The sequence below is a fragment of the Streptomyces sp. SID5464 genome (genome assembly GCF_009862985.1).
Taxonomy (GTDB): Bacteria; Actinomycetota; Actinomycetes; order Streptomycetales; family Streptomycetaceae; genus Streptomyces; species Streptomyces chartreusis_D.
Genome location: NZ_WWIQ01000059.1, coordinates 270,152 through 286,011 on the forward strand (window position 1 = coordinate 270,152; position 15,860 = coordinate 286,011).

Genomic DNA, 15,860 nt, shown 5'->3' on the forward strand with positions numbered 1-15,860 from the left:
GCCGGAGTGCCCGGGCGCGCCGCGGTGAAACACCGGGGCGCGCTGTGGCGAGCCGTACGCCACTCCCTGTGCCGTCACCGGGGGGGGAGGAGCCTGTCACCAACGGGAAGGGCCTGTCACCACCGGGGAGGCCTGTCACCACCGGGGAGGAGCCGCCGTCGAGGTCAGCCGAAACGCTCGATCCGGATGCGGTCCACCGGCTGACCCGCCGTCACGAGCAGCCGGGAGGCGTGCTCGGCGAAGGAGTTGGAGCCGCACACATAGGCCTCCCAGCCGCCGGGAGGCTGCTCGGCCAGGAGCGGCGCCACATGTGCTTCCGCCATACGTCCCACCGCCACACCCTCCGGCGCGCTCCGCGTGAACACGGGCGTCGTCTCGGGTCCGAACTCCCGGGCGTAGATGAGCTCCTCGGGACTGCGCGCGGACACCAGCAGCCGCAGCGGAACCGCCAGGTTCCGCGCCCGGTGGTGCCGGACCATCGACATCAGCGGCACGACGCCGGAGCCGGCGCCGATCAGCAGCGCGGGCCGGTCGCCCGGCCAGGCGAAGAAGCCGCTCACCGGGCCCCGCACCTCGACCTGGTCACCGGGCCGGGCGACGGTGTGGAACCAGCCCGAGACCTCGCCGCCCTCGACGTGATCGAGGGTCAGCTCGACGTGCCCGGAGTCGTCCGGCGCGGACGCGATCGAGTAGTGACGCTGGGCCGCATAGCCGTCCTCGGCGGTCAGCCGCACCATCAGATGCTGACCGGGCAGGTGCCCCGGCCAGCCGGGCACGGCGAACCGGAAGGTGGCGGCACGCGCGGTCTCGCGGCGCATCCCGGTCAGCGTGGCGGTCCGCCACGCGGAGGCGGCCTGCTCGCTCACGGCGATGCGCCCGGGCACGGCGAACCGCGTGGGGGGCGCGAACGTCTCAGTCACCGGAGTACCTCTGCTCCTGCCAGGGGTTGCCCCGTTCGTGATAGCCGTTCTGCTCCCAGAAACCCGGCTCGTCGTGGTCGAGGATCCGCAGGCCCGCTATCCACTTGGCGCTCTTCCAGAAGTACAGGTGCGGCACCAGCAGCCGCGCCGGGCCGCCGTGCTCCGGGGCGAGCGGCCCGCCGTCGTACTCCCACACGATCCAGGCGCGCCCGCCGGTCAGGTCGGCGAGCGGGAGGTTCGTGGTGTAGCCGGTGTGCGAGTAGGCGACGGCATGGGTGGCCGACCCATGGGGCCGGACCACATCCCAGAACGCGTCCAGGGACACCCCTGCGAACCGCACCCCGAACTTCGACCAGCTCGTCACACAGTGGATGGCGCCCTCGTAGGCCGACGGCGGCAGCCGGTGCGCCTCCTCCCAGTCCCAGGTGCGCGGCTCGTCCACCAGACCGTCGATACGGAACGTCCAGTCGGCCGGCGCGAGGTCCGGCGTGACCTCGGCGGACAGCACGGGCCAGTCGTCGCCCGCGTCGTACTGGCCGGGCGGCAGACCGGGGTCGTCCCCGCGTGGGCGCCCGGTGAAGCCTCGGGTGATGTGCATGCGGTGTGCCTCCGGGCCGGGCCGGCGGTGCCCCGCCGGCCGGCGTCTCAGTGATTGCGTATTCAACCGTACGTGCGGCGCGCACCTAGTCGTGCGCAGGTGTGGTGCGCGCCTGGTCGTCCGTAGGTGCGGTGCGACCCTGGTCGTGCCGGCCGGGAGCCGGGCCCGCGTTGTAGCGCACGAGGTAGTCGGCGAATCGCGCCAGGTCCTCGGCCGGCCAGTCCGCCAGCCGCTCCCGGAAGGCCGCGCGGCGGCTCTCGGTGACCTGGGCCAGGATGCGCCGGCCGGCCTCCGTCAGATGCAGGACCAGGACGCGCTGGTCCTCCGCGTCGGGGCGGCGTTCGATCAGACCGGCGCGTTCCAGGGCGGCCACCTGACGGCTGACGGTGGACTTGTCCAGGGCGTAGTGGACGGCCAGGTCCGTGGCTCGGCATCCGCCGCTCTCCTCCAGGTGCCCGAGCAGTGTGTACGACACCAGAGACAGCTCCGGGTGCATCCGCCCCGCCGCGGCACGGGCGCGGCGGGCGAAGACCGTCATCTCCCGCTGGATGGTCTCCACGGCGTCGGCGGACTTCATCGGACCTCCCTCACCACGTCGGCTTCCCGTCCTCCATGGTTGCATGACCCAACCACCTGTCCCATGGCCTGCCGACGGGGCGATGGACCCGGTGCCGTACCGGTCGGCCGGGCCGTCGGGTAGTGTTGCCGTCCGGCTGTGGACGGACCCGGCCGTCGAAAACCGAGGAGGTGAGACCCATTACCGCTGTGTCAGCCCGGGTGCTCTCTCCTCGATGTCGCGCGGATCGCCGGCCGTAGGCGACCGCCGGAGCGCCCTTCGAATCTCGAAAGGCTCCTGGCTTCCATGCCCTCCGTGTCTCCCGTTCCACCGTCCTCCCGCGGCTCCGTCGTCGCCGCGCTGCGCACCGCCGGCTGCGTCTTCGCCGAGGACGAGGCCGAGTTGATCCTCGCCACCGCTCGCACCCCGGCCGAAGCCGCCGCCATGGTCGAACGCCGTGCCGCGGGCCTGCCCCTCGAAGTCGTCGTCGGCTGGGCCGAGTTCCGGGGCCTGCGCATCACCGTCGACCCGGGCGTCTTCGTGCCGCGCCGCCGCACCGAGTTCCTGGTCGAGCAGGCCCTGGCCCGGGCGCCCGGCGCCGGCGTCGTCGTGGACCTGTGCTGCGGTTCGGGCGCCGTCGGGGCGGCGCTGGCCGCCGGACTCGGCAGCGTGGAACTGCACGCCGCCGACATCGACCCCGTCGCGGTGCGCTGCGCCCGTGGCAATATCGCCGCCGCCGGCGGTCACGTCCACCAGGGTGACCTGTTCGAGGCGCTGCCCGTCGACCTGCGGGGCCGCGTCGGCATCCTCGCGGCCAACGTGCCGTACGTACCGAGCGACGAGATCGGCCTGCTGCCCCCTGAGGCCCGCACCCACGAGCCGCTGGTCGCCCTCGACGGCGGCGTGGACGGCCTCGACGTCCTGCGCCGGGTCGCGGCCGAGGCGCCCCGCTGGCTCGCGTCCGGCGGCTGCGTCCTCGTGGAGACGAGCCGCCAACAGACACCGACCGCCCTCGAGGCCTTCGAACGCAACGGCCTGACGGCACACCTGGCCGTCTCCGATGAGCTGTACGCCCATGTCGTGATCGGCGTCGCACCGTAACGGTCGGAGCGCGCAGCCCAACGCCGGCGGCGGCCCTCAGGGCGTGTATCGAAAGTGCCTGGTGAGGTGAGTGAGAGCCCATTTGTGATCCAGAATGGTTGGATGGTCACGCTTGAGACTCCCCGTTTGATCCTGCGTCGCTGGCGCGAGGAAGAAGTTGCGCCCATGGCCGCCGTCAATTCCGACCCCGAGGTCATGCGGTGGATCCGTGACGGCAGCGTCTTTGACGAACAGCAGACTCGCGGCCGGGTCCGAGCGTGGGAGAGCGAGTGGGAGTCGCAGGGCTTCGGTCTGTTCGCCGTGGAGATCCGGTCCACTGGCGAGCTGGCAGGGTTCACGGGCCTTTCGGTGCCCAACTACTTGCCGGAGGTACTGCCGGCGGTTGAGGTGGGCTGGCGGCTGGGACGTTCCCACTGGGGGCAGGGCTTGGCCACCGAGGCCGCTGCGGCCGCTGTACGGTTCGGGTTCGAAGAGCGAGGGCTGGAGCGGATCGTCAGCATCACTCAGGTGGGCAACGACGCCTCCGAACGGATCATGACCAAACTGGGGATGCATCTGTTCCGTGAGACCGTCAATCCCGCCGGCGGTCGGCGAGTGCGGGTGTTCGAGTTGTCGTCGGACCAGTACGTCACAACCACTCGTTGATGGCGGCAACGAGGACGGCAGCCTCGTAGCAGACCGCGAGGCAGCACCGCCCCTTGCTCGTCCGTCAGGTCTCCACGTGCCACGAACCGAGATCATCACGCGACCAATGGCCTGGGGAGCGATTACCGGTGACGGTTGGTGGGTCAGGGCCGCGGGACGTTGAGCGGCAGATCTCGGTGGAAGACGGCCATAGCCCGGCCGGGGCCGTTGTAGTCGTCGACGATCTTCGTGTCGAAGCCGAGGCTGCGATGGAAGGCGATCGAGCCGGCGTTCTCGACTGACGTGATCGCCTTCAACTTCCGTGCACCGTGACATTCCGCTGCTTCAGCGAACGCCGCGTACAGACGACGCCCGAGACCGGTGCCACGGACATCATCCCGCGTGGCGATCAGATGCACGTACCCGGTGCCCTCCGGGGTGACGAACCCGAAAATGTACCCGCGGATTCCGTCCTCGGCCCGGGCAACCAAGCATGTGGAACCGAACTCCTGCACCAGTGCCAGAAGGTGCAGCGACCGAAGGTCGCGTTCGCCCCAGTAACGGGAGTGATCAGCCAGGACCTGATGGAAGTCGGCCACCGCGGCCGGTGCGATGCGTATCCCCATGGTGACGATCATGGCAGGCGCCCTGACCGTTACAGGCGAAGGTCCGCACGGGTTGGGCAAGTTGTGACGCAAGCCTGGGCCCGTGCGGCCTGTTCCCACCCTCCCCTGTCCGGGGCTCCCGCGCACCTTTCGACGAGGTGCTCGAAGAACTCGCCCTCAAGTGGCCCAGGTCGCGGATTTGCAGCGCTAGATTGTGCGCCGTTTCAATGAGTTCGGTGCCTTGCTCTTCCGTAGGGGCCCCTGCGGCGACGCCGTCCCCCAGTCCCCCACATCGTAGTACGCGTCACTGGTGGCCGTACCTGCTTGAAGCTGCGGGCGACACCGCGCCGAGCCACCAGCCGATATGAGCTCGAGTGCCCTAGTCCGGTGTTGTCGCCCGGGCGATGAGCAGGGCCACGTCGTCGAAGTTGTCCGGCTCGTGCAGGGTGCGCAGCAGCAGGTCGCAGACCTCCTCCAGCGGGCGGTCGGGCCCTTCGAGCAGGGACAGCAGCGTGTCGAGCCGTTCGTCGAGCGGGTCGCGCCTGGTCTCGACGAGGCCGTCGGTGTACAACACCAGCCGGTCGCCCGGCTCCAGGTCGACGGTCGTCGTGGAGAAGGCGACACCGCCCACGCCGAGCGGCACCCCGGTCGGCAGGTCGAGCAGTTCGGGAGGACGCCCGGCCCGGACGCGCACCGGCGGCAGATGACCCGCGTTGGCGATCCGGCACTGCCGCAGATGCGGGTCGTGGATGGCGTAGACGCAGGTGGCGATGGCCTGTTCCAGCCCTGCGGTGATCCTGTCGAGGTGCTCTAGCAGCAGGGCGGGATCGAGGTCGAGGGAGGCCAGCGTGTTGGTCGCCGTGCGCAGCCGCCCCATGGCCGCCGCCGCGGGGATGCCGCTGCCCATCACATCACCCACGACGAGCGCGGTCTTGCCGCCCTCCAGGCCGATCACGTCGAACCAGTCGCCACCCACCTCGCTCGTGGCCCCGGCCGGCTGGTAGCGGGAGGCGACCTCCAGCCCGCCCGTCACGGGCGGATGGCTCGGCAGCAGGCTGCGCTGGAGAGTGAGCGCGGTTTCGCGGGCGCTCTGGTACCAGCGGGCGTTGTCGATCTGCACGGCGGCCCGCGCGGCCAGCTCGCGGGCCAGCAGCAGATCGTCCTCGGTGAAGGGCAGCGGGTTGCGGGTGCGCTTGAGGTCCAGGGCGCCCAGCACCTCGCCGCGCGCGATCAGCGGCACCGCCAGATACGAGTGCACGCCGGCCCGGCCCAGCAGCCCGGCCGCCTCCGGGGACCGGGCGATGCGGGCCAGGTCCTCGTCCTCGACGTGCGGCAGCAGCACGGGACTGGCCGTGCGCACGCACTGGGTGACGAGCCGGTCGGGCGCGTACCGGGCCACCTGCCCGGGCGGGTCGGCCGCCTCCAGCGCCTCGGCGGAGTCGTAGCCCTGGACCGCCAGCGCGCGGATCACCGCCGCCTCGGCCGGGTCGAGGCTGGTACGCCGGCCCTGCACCACCGCGTCCAGCAGGTCCACGGCCGCGATGTCGGCGAGTTCCGGCACGGCCACGTCGGCGAGCTCACGGGCCGTGCGGTCCAGGTCCAGCGTGGTCCCGATGCGGCCGGAGGCGTCGGCGATCATGGCCAGGCGGCGCCGCGCGGCCTCGGCCTCGATGCCCGCCCGGTACTGCTCGGTGACGTCGACGATCGAGACGGCCACGCCCAGCACGGTCCCGAAGGCGTTCTCCAGCCGGTACAGCGAGATCGACCAGGCGTGGTCCTGGTCCGGGTCGGCCGGGGTGCGGCCGATCGTGGACTGGTCGACGACCGGCTCCCCGGTGTCCAGCACCCGGCGCGCCGCGGCCTCCAGGGCGTCGACGTCCATCCGCGGCACCACGTCACGGACCGTGCGGCCGAGGTGCTCCTCGGCCGGCACGCCGTTGAGCTCCTCCAGCGCCGGGTTGACCGAGACGTACCGCAGGTCGGTGTCCAGCACGGCCAGACCGATCGGGGACTGGGCGATCATCCGCGTCGACAGCGCCACCTCGCGCTCCAGCCGGTGCACGGTCGACTGGTCGGCGCACAGACCGAGCGCGTAGACGTCGCCCTGGTCGTCGAGCAGCCGCATGTTGCGGAACTCCACGAGCCGCGTGGTGCCGTCCTTGCGGCGGACGGGGAAGGCCCCGGCCCAGCTCTGCCCGGTGCCCATGACGTCCGCGAACAGTTTGACCACGAGATCGAGGTGCTGCTCGTGCACCATGATCCGGGCGGCGTACTGCCCCAGCGCCTCCCGCGCCTCGTACCCGAACAGCTCCTCGGCCTGGGGGCTCCACAGCACGATGCGGCCCTCGGTGTCCAGGACCACCGAGGCCACGCGCAGGACGTCGAGCAGCCCGCTCGGCCGCACCGGCGCGCGCGCCGGCTCGTCGCCCTCGGCCATGGGAGACCCGGCTGCACTCATCCCATGCCCCGCCTTCGCCGTTCTCGCGGCACGCCGTCACGGTGCCGACACCCCATGTTCTACCGCGCGGAGCCGTCGATCCGAGGCCCCTTCCGTCACCTTCCACCATCGCCCAACACGGAGCCGCCCGCTCCGTAAACCCGTCATCACGGCAGGGGCACCGCCGGTAGTGCTTGGCAGAAGGTGGTGCTTTGCTGGGGTAGGGGCGGATACGCCACGAGAGGAGCGATCACCATGGACCGTGAGCGACCGCATCCCCACTCCGTCTCGGTGGAGATCAGCGGGTGCAGCAAGCAGGACGCCCGGATCGTGTTCGACACGCTGTGCGCCTGCTTCGAGTCCGACCGGTGCGCCGACGACGTGCCCGAGGATCTGCACGAGACGCGCCCGACGGTGTGGCTCGGCACGTTCGACGTCGCCGACAGGCACGAGGGGGCGCGACCGGCCCGGCTGTCGTCCTCCGTCGACGCCGACCTGCACGGCGGTTACTGGGCGATCGAGCAGTTCCGCATGAGGCTGGACTCGCTGTTCGAGGTGCGGGACCTCAGCACTGTCTCCGGCGACCAGGAGACGGAACTGCACGTGCGCCTCGAAAGCCGGTGACCGCCCCTCACGCGTCCAGCAGGCCGAGGACGGGCCGCCGGTAGACGGCGTGCGCCACGGGCGGGTCCGCGAGGTGGGCGCGTTCGGCCACGCCGTGGAGGCCCTCGTACGGCAGACCGAAGCCGGCTGTGGCGGGAATGCCCTCGGCCGTCGGCACGCCGATGGTCGACGGGCTCGACGTCTTCGCCCGCACCCGCAGCCGCGCCCGCGGCCCCCCACCCGCTGAGGTGCCCAAGAGCACGGCGGCGGGCTGCCCGCACTCAGCCGGCCGGCCGGTACGGCGGTCAGACTGCGGACGAGCGGTGTCGGCGAGCTCCACCACGCAGGAGAGGCCGAGATCCCCGGTCATGGACCTACTGTGCCCTCCATCACCTTGTGCAACTAGTTGCATAAACGGTCGGGGGTCCTCTACAACTACAGACACGACACCGCGCACGGAGGGCCCGATGAGCCGTTACCCGCACCTGCTGACCCCCCTCGACCTGGGCTTCACGACCCTGCCCAACCGGGTCCTCATGGGCTCCATGCACGTCGGTCTGGAGGAGGCCGAGGGCGGTTTCGCCCGCATGGCCGCCTTCTACGCGGCCCGAGCCCGCGGCGGAGTGGGTCTGATCGTCACCGGCGGCATCGCGCCCAACGACGAGGGACGCCCCTACGAGGGCGGCGCGAAGCTCACCACCGAGGCGGAGGCCGAGCAGCACCGGGTCATCACCGACGCGGTGCACGGCGAGGGCGGGCGGATCGCGATGCAGATCCTGCACTTCGGCCGGTACGCCTACCACCAGGACCTGGTCGCGCCCAGCCCGCTCCATGCGCCGATCAGCCCCTACCCGCCCCGCGAGCTCACCGACGCCGACATCGAGCGGACCATCGACGATTACGCCCGCGCCGCCCGCCTGGCTCGGCACGCGGGCTACGACGGCGTCGAGATCATGGGCTCCGAGGGCTACCTCATCAACGAGTTCATCGCCCGGCAGACCAACCAGCGCACCGACCGCTGGGGCGGCTCGTACGAGAACCGCATGCGCTTCCCGCTGGAGATCGTGCGGCGGGTGCGCGAGGCGGTCGGCGAGGACTTCATCGTCGTCTACCGGCTGTCCATGCTCGACCTCGTCCCGGGCGGCTCCACGCTCGACGAGGTGATCACCCTCGCCAAGGCCGTCGAGGCCGCCGGCGCCACCATCATCAACACGGGCATCGGCTGGCACGAGGCCCGCATCCCCACCATCGCGACCTCCGTGCCGCGCGGCGCCTACACCTGGGTCACCAAGCGGCTGATGGGCGAGGTGTCCGTGCCGCTCGTCACCACCAACCGCATCAACACCCCCGAGCTCGCCGAGGAGTTGCTCGCCGACGGCGCGGCCGACATGGTGTCGATGGCCCGCCCGATGCTCGCCGACCCGGACTTCGTCGTCAAGGCCGCCGCCGGCCGGCCCGAGGCGATCAACACCTGCATCGGCTGCAACCAGGCGTGCCTCGACCACACCTTCAGCGGTCTCATCACCTCCTGCCTGGTCAACCCGCGCGCCTGCCACGAGACCGAGCTGGTGCTCTCCCCGACCCGGCTGCGCAAGCGCGTCGCCGTCGTCGGCGCCGGGCCGGCGGGACTGGCGTGCGCCGTCTCCGCCGCCGAACGCGGGCACGAGGTGACGCTGTTCGACGCGGCGAGCGAGATCGGCGGCCAGCTCAACGTCGCCCGCAGGGTGCCCGGCAAGCAGGAGTTCGACGAGACGCTCCGCTACTTCCGCACCCAGCTCGACTGGCACGGTGTCGACGTACGGCTGAACACACCCGTCACGGCAGGCGACGTCGACGACTTCGACGAGGTCGTCGTCGCCACCGGCGTCACCCCGCGCACCCCCGACATCCCCGGCGTCGACCACCCGAGCGTCCTCGGCTACCTCGACGTCCTGCGCGACGGCGCACCAGTCGGCGACCGGGTCGCGATCCTCGGCGCGGGCGGCATCGGCTTCGACGTCGCCGAGTACCTCACGGACGGCGGCGACAAGGCGCACGAGGACCCGCCGACGTACTTCCGCCAGTGGGGCGTCGACCTGGACTACCGCGCCCCCGGCGGCCTCGCCGCGCCCGAGCGGCCCGCCCCGCCGCGCACCGTCCACCTGCTCCAGCGCAAGACCTCCAAGGTCGGCGCCGGCCTCGGCAAGACCACCGGCTGGATCCACCGCACCGAGCTCAAGCACCGCGGCGTCACCATGGTCCCGGGCGCCCGCTACGACCGGATCGACGACGCCGGACTGCACCTCACGATCGACGGTGAGAGCACCGTGCTGGAGGTCGACACCATCGTGCTGTGCACCGGCCAGGAGCCGCGCCGCGGCCTGTACGAGGAACTGGTCGCAGCCGGACGCAGCGCCCATCTCATCGGCGGTGCCGACGTGGCCGCGGAACTGGACGCCAAGCGCGCCATCAAGCAGGGCACCGAGCTTGCGGCCGCCCTGTAGTGCGGAAACCCGTCCCTAGGATGAGGCCATGTCACTCCCGCACGCGATCCTCACCGCCCTGCTCGAGAAGCCGTCGTCGGGGCTGGAGCTGACCCGGCGCTTCGACCGGTCGATCGGGTACTTCTGGTCCGCGACGCACCAGCAGATCTATCGCGAGCTGGGAAAGCTGGAGACCGACGGCCTGATCCGGGCCCTGCCCGCCGAGCAGCCGACGCGCGGCCAGAAGAAGAGCTACGAGGTCCTGCCGGCGGGCCGCGCCGAACTGGCCCGCTGGACTGCCGCCTCCCAGGACCCCAAGCCGCACCGCGACGTGCTGCTGCTGCGGCTGAGGGCTGCGGCCGTGGTCGGCACCGCGGGCCTGGAGGCCGATCTGCGACGCCACCTGGAGCTGCACGAGCGGCAGCTGGCGGAGTACCAGGAGATCGAGAAGCGTGACTTCCCGCCCGGCCGGGACGGCACCGAGGACCGGCTGCGGCATCTGGTGCTCCAGGCCGGAATCGACCTGGAGACGTTCTGGACCCAGTGGCTCAGGCGCGCCCTGGCGGACCTCGCCGAACTCCCGGACGGCGAGCCGACCCGCCCGGCCTGACCGGGGTGTCACGGCGGCCCGCCCGACCGGAGCGCTTCGGGAGGGCGGGCCGCCCTTCGTACCGGATCAGAGCCGGTACGGCCTGTTGCGCCGGCGCAGGTACCAGACCGTCGCGAGGAGGCCGGTCCCGACCAGCGCGCCGCCTGCCACGAGCGCGACGGTGCCGTAGTCGGTGGCGCTCCCGCCGACCCCGCCCATGACACCGCGGGACGGCGAGGCCGAGGGAGACGGCGACCTCGTGGGGGAGGGAGCGGGGGAGACGACGACCGACTGCGTGCCCGCGGTGGTGCCGTCCGAGCAGATGACGATGACGGTGAACGTCCCCGGCGAGACGTTCGACCAGGCGGCGGACTGACTGGTCGACGTTCCCGACAGGGTCACCTGACGTCCCTGGGCGAAGCTGCCCTGACTGCTGGTGAGGAGCGAGGCGGTGCCCCAGCTGCCGTTGATCTGCGTGCACGCGCTGGTCGTGACCGACACCGTGGACCCGGTCGTGCTCACGGAGATGCCCGGACCCGCGGCAGCGGGAACCGCCGCCAGGGCGAGGGGCAGCGCGGCGGCGGCCACGGTCAGGCCGGAGCGGAGAACTGGCGATGAGTTGCGCATGTGGACTGCCCTCCGGCGGCACGGTTGGCGGTACATCCCTTGCGCCGCCGAGGATCGGGGAACGCCCGTGCTGCCTCAGGGTCAGCCAAGGCGCCCCCGGGCCCGGCCGCACGCCGGGTGCCCCCGTGCAGGTGACTGGTTCCTTCGGGCGGCCGACGGGGGACCGCACGCGGGATCCGTACGAACGACGTCACTTCCCCGCGCCCGTCGTCACCGTCCGCTCCGCCGAGAAGCCTCCCCACGTGCCGTCCGGCAGCATCGCCCGGACACGGACCCGATGGGTGACACCGGCGGCCCGCCCCACGTAGAAGCTGTACGTCGCCCGGTCGCGCGGCGCGCTCCCGCCGAACACGAGGGACGTGGCCCGACGGCCGTCGAGATGGATCTCGTACTCGGTGACCTCGCCGTCCACGCGGGGCGGCACCCAGCTCAGGTCGACGTAGTAGGCCCCGTCCTCCCGGTGGCCGGTCGCCCGCAAGGAGGTCGGGGCCATGGCGCGGCCGTCGTCCGTGCCCGGCGTGGTGAGGCGGACGGCGGGACTGGCGGGGGAGACGTTGCCGGCCGCGTCCCTGGCCCGGACGGTGAACGAGTAGGACGTGCCGGGCCGCAGCCCGGTGACCACGGCCGCCGTCCGGCCCCCGCCCACGCTGTGGATCTTCGTGCCGCCCTGGTGGACGTCGTACGACACCACGTACCGGTCGTCCGTCGAGGCGGACCAGGACAGCTGGGCCGCCCGGCTTCCGGCCGCGCGGCCGCGGGCCGCCGCCGGGCGGGTCGGTGCCCGGTGGTCGTCCGCGGCGGCCGCCGGTGTCCTCGCCCGGACCCCACGGCTGGGCGGCCCGAGCCGCCCGTCGGCGCCCCGGGCCCGCACGGTGAAGACATACACCGTGGCGGGCCGGAGCCTGGTGACATCCACCATGTGCTCCGAACCCAGCACTTCTTTGACCTTACGGGGGCCGCGATACACCTCGTAGGTCTCGGCCCGTGCGGTCGCGCTCCACATGACATGCACGCTCGTCGCGCTGCCCGCCGCAGCGGTGACACCCGTCGGTGCTCCCGGCGGACCGCCGGCGTCCCCTTCGCCCGATCCGGCCGCACCACAGGAGGCGACCAGCGCGAGGGCCCCGCAGAGCGCGAGGCGGCGGAGCGGACGAGCCGGGACGGAAACGGAAACGCCTCGCACGGCACTGCCTCCCGGGGCCGAAACTCGGGAATGGTCCGGACCAATATGGCGTGGCTGACGCGACGACATCAAGAGGGCGGTGGTGTCGCCGGTCGCGGCGAGGGCCCGCGTCACCCCCCCGCCGTTCGTGACCACCCGGGAGAGTTACGTATGCTGAAGGTCCTCACGGCCGAACTCCTGGCGGACACCGGGAAGTTCGGGCCTGTCGCGCGGACCGCTGTCGTCGCAGATCCCGCGCCGGCGCTGGTGGCCGGGGCCCGCCTGGGTTCTTACACGGACTCAGGCCCCCGGCCGCTGTCGGAGGTTGGGGCCGTGCACCGTCCGGCCCTCCACCGGTGGCCGGGTGATCACCCCGGGGTCAGATTGGGCTGAGTGCCCGTCAGGTTCCCCAGGAGAGGCTCACCTATCGTGCGTGTCCAGTCGCTCACACTGGCCGCGGCCAGCGCCGCCCTGCTCGCCCCGACGACGCCCTCCGCCGCTCCGCCCCGGCCGGTGGTGTGGCGCGAGAACCCCGTCAGCGCCGCCGACCTGCTGGCCAAGGTACGGGACTGTGCTCCGGTCTCCCGAGGCCGGTACCGCAGCGACAGCGGCGCACCCGCGAAGATCCCGGTCTGCGGGACCCAGGACGCCGTGTTCTGGAAGGCCGACATGGACATCGACTGCGACGGCCGCCCCGGACCCCGCTGCAACCGCCGCACGGACCCCCACTTCTCCGGCAGCACCGCCTACGCGCAGTCGGACGGCCGTCCCCTGAGCGCCGAACGCCTCCCCTTCATCGTCGTGCCCGCCCCGAGCCGCATCTGGGACTACCGGGAGCACGGCGTGGGCGGCGGTTCCGTCGTGGCCGTCGTCCACCGCGACCGTGTGCAGTACGCGGTCGTCGGCGACACGGGCCCGCAGGACATCATCGGAGAGGCGTCCCACGCGACCGCCAAGGCCCTCGGTGTCCGCGCCGACCCGCGGGGCGGCGGCACACCCTCCGGCGTCACTTACATCGTCTTCAAGAACGCCCGCGTGTCACCCATCGAGGACCACGCGGCGGCCGAGGCGGCGGGGGAGCGGCTGGCGAGGCGATTCGTCGGCGACCAAGTGCTCGACGGAGAGCCGTGGAGTGACCGACCGGGCGACGCCGAGCACTGACGGAACGTCAGGGGCCCCTCCGCCGCCCGGCGGCCGATGGGCGCCGGGCACGCCGATCCGGCGTGCCCGGCCCGGTCTCACACCTTCCGGTACGTGTACGCCTCCGCTGCGGCCGACTCCACCGCCGCCAGGTCGGCCCCGGTGGCCGCCGTGACGACCGCGGCGACGGCCCCCTCCACGAACGGAGCGTCCACCAGCCGCGTCTGCTCCGGGAGTTCGTCTCCCTCCGCGAGCAGCGCCTTCACGGTGAGCACCGCGCTGCCCAGGTCGGCCAGCACGGCGACGCCGGCACCCCGGTCGACGGACGCGGCCGCCGCGGCGATCAGTTCGGCGCTGGTGCCGAGCCCGCCGCTCTCGGTGCCGCCCGCCGGGGCGACGGGCACCGCCGGGCCGCCGCCCGCGAGGCCCTTCGCCAGCGCGGCGACCGACGCGGCCACCTCCGCGCTGTGCGACACCAGCACGATCCCCACGAGCCGCTCGTCACTCACCGGCGGCCTCCGCGAGTCCGGCGACGAGCAGCGCCGCCGAGGTGGCACCCGGGTCCTGGTGACCGATGCTGCGCTCACCCAGATAGCTCGCCCGGCCCTTGCGCGCCTGCAACGGCGTCGTCGCCACCGCGCCCTCCTCCGCGGCGGTCCGGGCCGCCGTGAACGAGTCGCCCAGCGCGTCCACCGCCGGCACCAGCGCGTCGATCATGGTCTTGTCGCCCGGCGCGGCACCGCCCAGCGTCATGACCGCGTCCACCCCGGCCCGCAGCGCCTCGGCCAGCTGCTCCGCGCTGACCTCGGCGGCATCCCCGAGCGCCTTGCCGGTACGGCGCAGCAGCGTCCCGTACAGCGGCCCCGAGGCGCCGCCGACCGTCGAGATCAGCTGGCGCCCGGCCAGCGTCAGGATCCCGCCCGGCGTGCCGGGATCCTCCTTCTCCAGGGCCGCCGTCACGGCCGTGAAGCCACGCTGGAGGTTGCTGCCGTGGTCGGCGTCCCCGATGGGGGAGTCGAGGGCGGTGAGCCGTTCCGCCTCACGGTCGACGGACGCGGCGGTCGCCGTCATCCAACGGCGGAAGAAATCGGCGTCGAGCACTGGGTCTCCTTGCCTGGTAGGTACGTGGTGATCCTCTACCCCTTCCGCGTCACACGCCCCAGCGCAGACCCGGCGTCTTCACCGGCGCGTCCCACAGCCGCAGCATCTCCTCGTCCACCTGGCACAGGGTGAGGGAGGCGCCCGCCATGTCCAGGGAGGTGACGTAGTTGCCCACGAGGACGCGGGCGACGGGGACGCCCCGGGCGGCGAGCACGCGGTGCACCTCGGCGTTGAAGCCGTACAGCTCGAGCAGGGGCGTCGCCCCCATGCCGTTGACGAGGACCAGCACGGGGTTGCGCGGCCGGAGGTCCTCCACCACCGCCTCGACGGCGGCCTCGGCGATCTCGCCGGACGTCATCATCGCCCGCCGCTCCCGGCCGGGTTCGCCGTGGATCCCGATGCCCAACTCCAGTTCACCGGGCGGCAGATCGAAGGTGGGGCTGCCCTTGGCCGGCGTGCTGCACGCGCTCAGCGCGACACCGAAACTGCGGGAGTTCTCGTTGACCTGCCGGGCGATGGCCTCCACCCGCTCCAGTGGCATGCCCTCATCAGCGGCGGCGCCCGCGATCTTCTCCACGAACAGCGTCGCGCCGGTACCGCGCCGCCCGGCCGTGTACAGGCTGTCGGTCACCGCCACGTCATCGTTGACCAGTACCTTCGCGACCTGAATGCCCTCGTCCTCGGCCAGCTCGGCGGCCATGTCGAAATTGAGCACGTCACCGGTGTAGTTCTTCACGATGAACAGGACCCCGGCCCCGCTGTCCACGGCGGCGGCCGCGCGCAGCATCTGGTCGGGCACGGGGGAGGTGAAAACCTCGCCAGGACAGGCGGCCGACAGCATGCCGGGCCCGACGAAACCCCCGTGCAGCGGCTCGTGTCCCGAGCCACCGCCCGAGACCAGCCCCACTTTCCCGGCCACGGGGGCGTCCCGCCGCACGATCACCCGGTTCTCCACGTCCACGGTCAGCTCCGGGTGGGCAGCCGCCAGACCACGCAGCGCATCCGCGACCACGGTCTCCGGGACGTTGATCAGCATCTTCACGGGTACCTCCTGGTGAGACTGGTACGTGCGCCTCTGGCCTTCATCCTCGCAGGCCGCCTCGGGCTTGACCAGTTGTCGATCTTGGGTGTTCACGGCCGTCCCCAGCGGGCTGCGACGGCACTGATGCCGCCCCACGCCGACTCGGCCGACGGATCGTCAGGTGTGCAGGTCGTGTCCTGTTCGAGGGAGTCCCAGAAGGAAGGACAGCGGCTCAAGGACCGGAAAGTCATCGAATCCGGTGGGGAGTTCCCGGAAGGTGGGGCAAGAACACCGTCGAGGTCGTCCCGATGCAG

17 protein-coding genes are annotated in these 15,860 nt (G+C 72.1%); 6 read left to right on the top strand and 11 right to left on the bottom strand.

What is annotated here, in order from left to right; translation table 11 throughout:
• Window positions 1-164 precede the first annotated feature (164 nt).
• The 3 genes from GTY47_RS29745 to GTY47_RS29755 form a co-directional block, all read right to left on the bottom strand.
• Complete coding sequence (locus GTY47_RS29745; RefSeq protein ID WP_010044036.1) at window positions 165-920, bottom strand: ferredoxin reductase; 756 nt, start codon at window positions 918-920, stop codon at window positions 165-167.
• Entirely contained in the window at window positions 913-1,518 is a 606-nt protein-coding gene (locus tag GTY47_RS29750) for a sulfite oxidase-like oxidoreductase (RefSeq protein ID WP_010044038.1), read from the bottom strand. The genes GTY47_RS29745 and GTY47_RS29750 overlap by 8 nt, the downstream gene beginning before the upstream one ends.
• 85 nt (window positions 1,519-1,603) lie before the next feature.
• Window positions 1,604-2,095, bottom strand: a complete 492-nt coding sequence (locus GTY47_RS29755; RefSeq protein WP_010044039.1) for a MarR family transcriptional regulator — start codon at window positions 2,093-2,095, stop codon at window positions 1,604-1,606.
• 285 nt (window positions 2,096-2,380) lie between these two features.
• Here GTY47_RS29755 and GTY47_RS29760 point away from each other — a divergent pair, with 285 nt between their 5' ends.
• Together GTY47_RS29760 and GTY47_RS29765 are read left to right on the top strand one after the other, a co-directional pair.
• Window positions 2,381-3,175: a putative protein N(5)-glutamine methyltransferase gene (locus GTY47_RS29760; RefSeq protein WP_010044041.1), complete on the top strand. Its 795-nt coding sequence runs from the start codon at window positions 2,381-2,383 to the stop codon at window positions 3,173-3,175.
• 102 nt (window positions 3,176-3,277) lie between these two features.
• Entirely contained in the window at window positions 3,278-3,820 is a 543-nt protein-coding gene (locus GTY47_RS29765) for a GNAT family N-acetyltransferase (protein WP_029181461.1), read from the top strand.
• Window positions 3,821-3,963: 143 nt separating this feature from the next.
• On the opposite strand, the gene GTY47_RS29770 is transcribed toward GTY47_RS29765, so the two are convergent.
• Both GTY47_RS29770 and GTY47_RS29775 read right to left on the bottom strand, forming a co-directional pair.
• Window positions 3,964-4,437: a GNAT family N-acetyltransferase gene (locus tag GTY47_RS29770; protein ID WP_010044045.1), complete on the bottom strand. Its 474-nt coding sequence runs from the start codon at window positions 4,435-4,437 to the stop codon at window positions 3,964-3,966.
• A 346-nt stretch (window positions 4,438-4,783) separates the two neighbouring features.
• Window positions 4,784-6,862 carry a SpoIIE family protein phosphatase gene (locus GTY47_RS29775; protein ID WP_029181462.1) on the bottom strand — a complete coding sequence of 693 codons (2,079 nt, stop codon included), beginning with the start codon at window positions 6,860-6,862 and terminating at the stop codon, window positions 4,784-4,786.
• Window positions 6,863-7,096: 234 nt separating this feature from the next.
• Here GTY47_RS29775 and GTY47_RS29780 point away from each other — a divergent pair, with 234 nt between their 5' ends.
• On the top strand, window positions 7,097-7,465 hold the full coding sequence (locus GTY47_RS29780) for a hypothetical protein (RefSeq protein ID WP_010044049.1): 369 nt from the start codon (window positions 7,097-7,099) through the stop codon (window positions 7,463-7,465).
• Between the two features lie 7 nt (window positions 7,466-7,472).
• Here GTY47_RS29780 and GTY47_RS41945 read toward each other — a convergent pair whose 3' ends face one another.
• Window positions 7,473-7,814, bottom strand: a complete 342-nt coding sequence (locus tag GTY47_RS41945; protein ID WP_010044051.1) for a hypothetical protein — start codon at window positions 7,812-7,814, stop codon at window positions 7,473-7,475.
• A gap of 97 nt (window positions 7,815-7,911) precedes the next feature.
• On the opposite strand from GTY47_RS41945, the gene GTY47_RS29790 reads away from it, so the two are divergent.
• Window positions 7,912-9,927 (top strand): NADPH-dependent 2,4-dienoyl-CoA reductase, encoded by a 2,016-nt coding sequence (locus GTY47_RS29790; RefSeq protein ID WP_010044053.1) that lies wholly within the window; start codon window positions 7,912-7,914, stop codon window positions 9,925-9,927.
• Window positions 9,928-9,955: 28 nt separating this feature from the next.
• A complete protein-coding gene (locus GTY47_RS29795) occupies window positions 9,956-10,516 on the top strand; it encodes a PadR family transcriptional regulator (protein ID WP_010044054.1) in 561 nt (186 codons plus the stop codon).
• A gap of 66 nt (window positions 10,517-10,582) precedes the next feature.
• Here the strand turns inward: GTY47_RS29795 and GTY47_RS29800 are convergent, their stop codons facing one another.
• A complete protein-coding gene (locus GTY47_RS29800; RefSeq protein WP_010044057.1) occupies window positions 10,583-11,122 on the bottom strand; it encodes a hypothetical protein in 540 nt (179 codons plus the stop codon).
• A 190-nt stretch (window positions 11,123-11,312) separates the two neighbouring features.
• The gene (locus tag GTY47_RS29805) at window positions 11,313-12,374 is read right to left on the bottom strand and encodes a fibronectin type III domain-containing protein (protein WP_078602914.1); all 1,062 of its coding nucleotides are present in this window, start codon (window positions 12,372-12,374) and stop codon (window positions 11,313-11,315) included.
• A 339-nt stretch (window positions 12,375-12,713) separates the two neighbouring features.
• On the opposite strand from GTY47_RS29805, the gene GTY47_RS29810 reads away from it, so the two are divergent.
• Window positions 12,714-13,445, top strand: coding sequence for a glycoside hydrolase family 75 protein (locus GTY47_RS29810; RefSeq protein WP_010044060.1), 732 nt, complete (start codon window positions 12,714-12,716; stop codon window positions 13,443-13,445).
• Window positions 13,446-13,522: 77 nt separating this feature from the next.
• Here GTY47_RS29810 and GTY47_RS29815 read toward each other — a convergent pair whose 3' ends face one another.
• Genes GTY47_RS29815 through dhaK form a run of 3 tightly spaced genes read right to left on the bottom strand, consistent with a single transcriptional unit; the run spans window position 13,523 to window position 15,567 of the window.
• Window positions 13,523-13,933 carry a PTS fructose transporter subunit IIA gene (locus tag GTY47_RS29815; RefSeq protein ID WP_010044061.1) on the bottom strand — a complete coding sequence of 137 codons (411 nt, stop codon included), beginning with the start codon at window positions 13,931-13,933 and terminating at the stop codon, window positions 13,523-13,525.
• Window positions 13,926-14,525 (bottom strand): dihydroxyacetone kinase subunit DhaL, encoded by a 600-nt coding sequence (gene dhaL, locus GTY47_RS29820; RefSeq protein WP_010044064.1) that lies wholly within the window; start codon window positions 14,523-14,525, stop codon window positions 13,926-13,928. Before dhaL ends, GTY47_RS29815 begins: the two co-directional genes overlap by 8 nt.
• 49 nt (window positions 14,526-14,574) lie before the next feature.
• Complete coding sequence (dhaK, locus tag GTY47_RS29825) at window positions 14,575-15,567, bottom strand: dihydroxyacetone kinase subunit DhaK (RefSeq protein ID WP_010044065.1); 993 nt, start codon at window positions 15,565-15,567, stop codon at window positions 14,575-14,577.
• Between the last annotated feature and the right edge of the window lie 293 nt (window positions 15,568-15,860).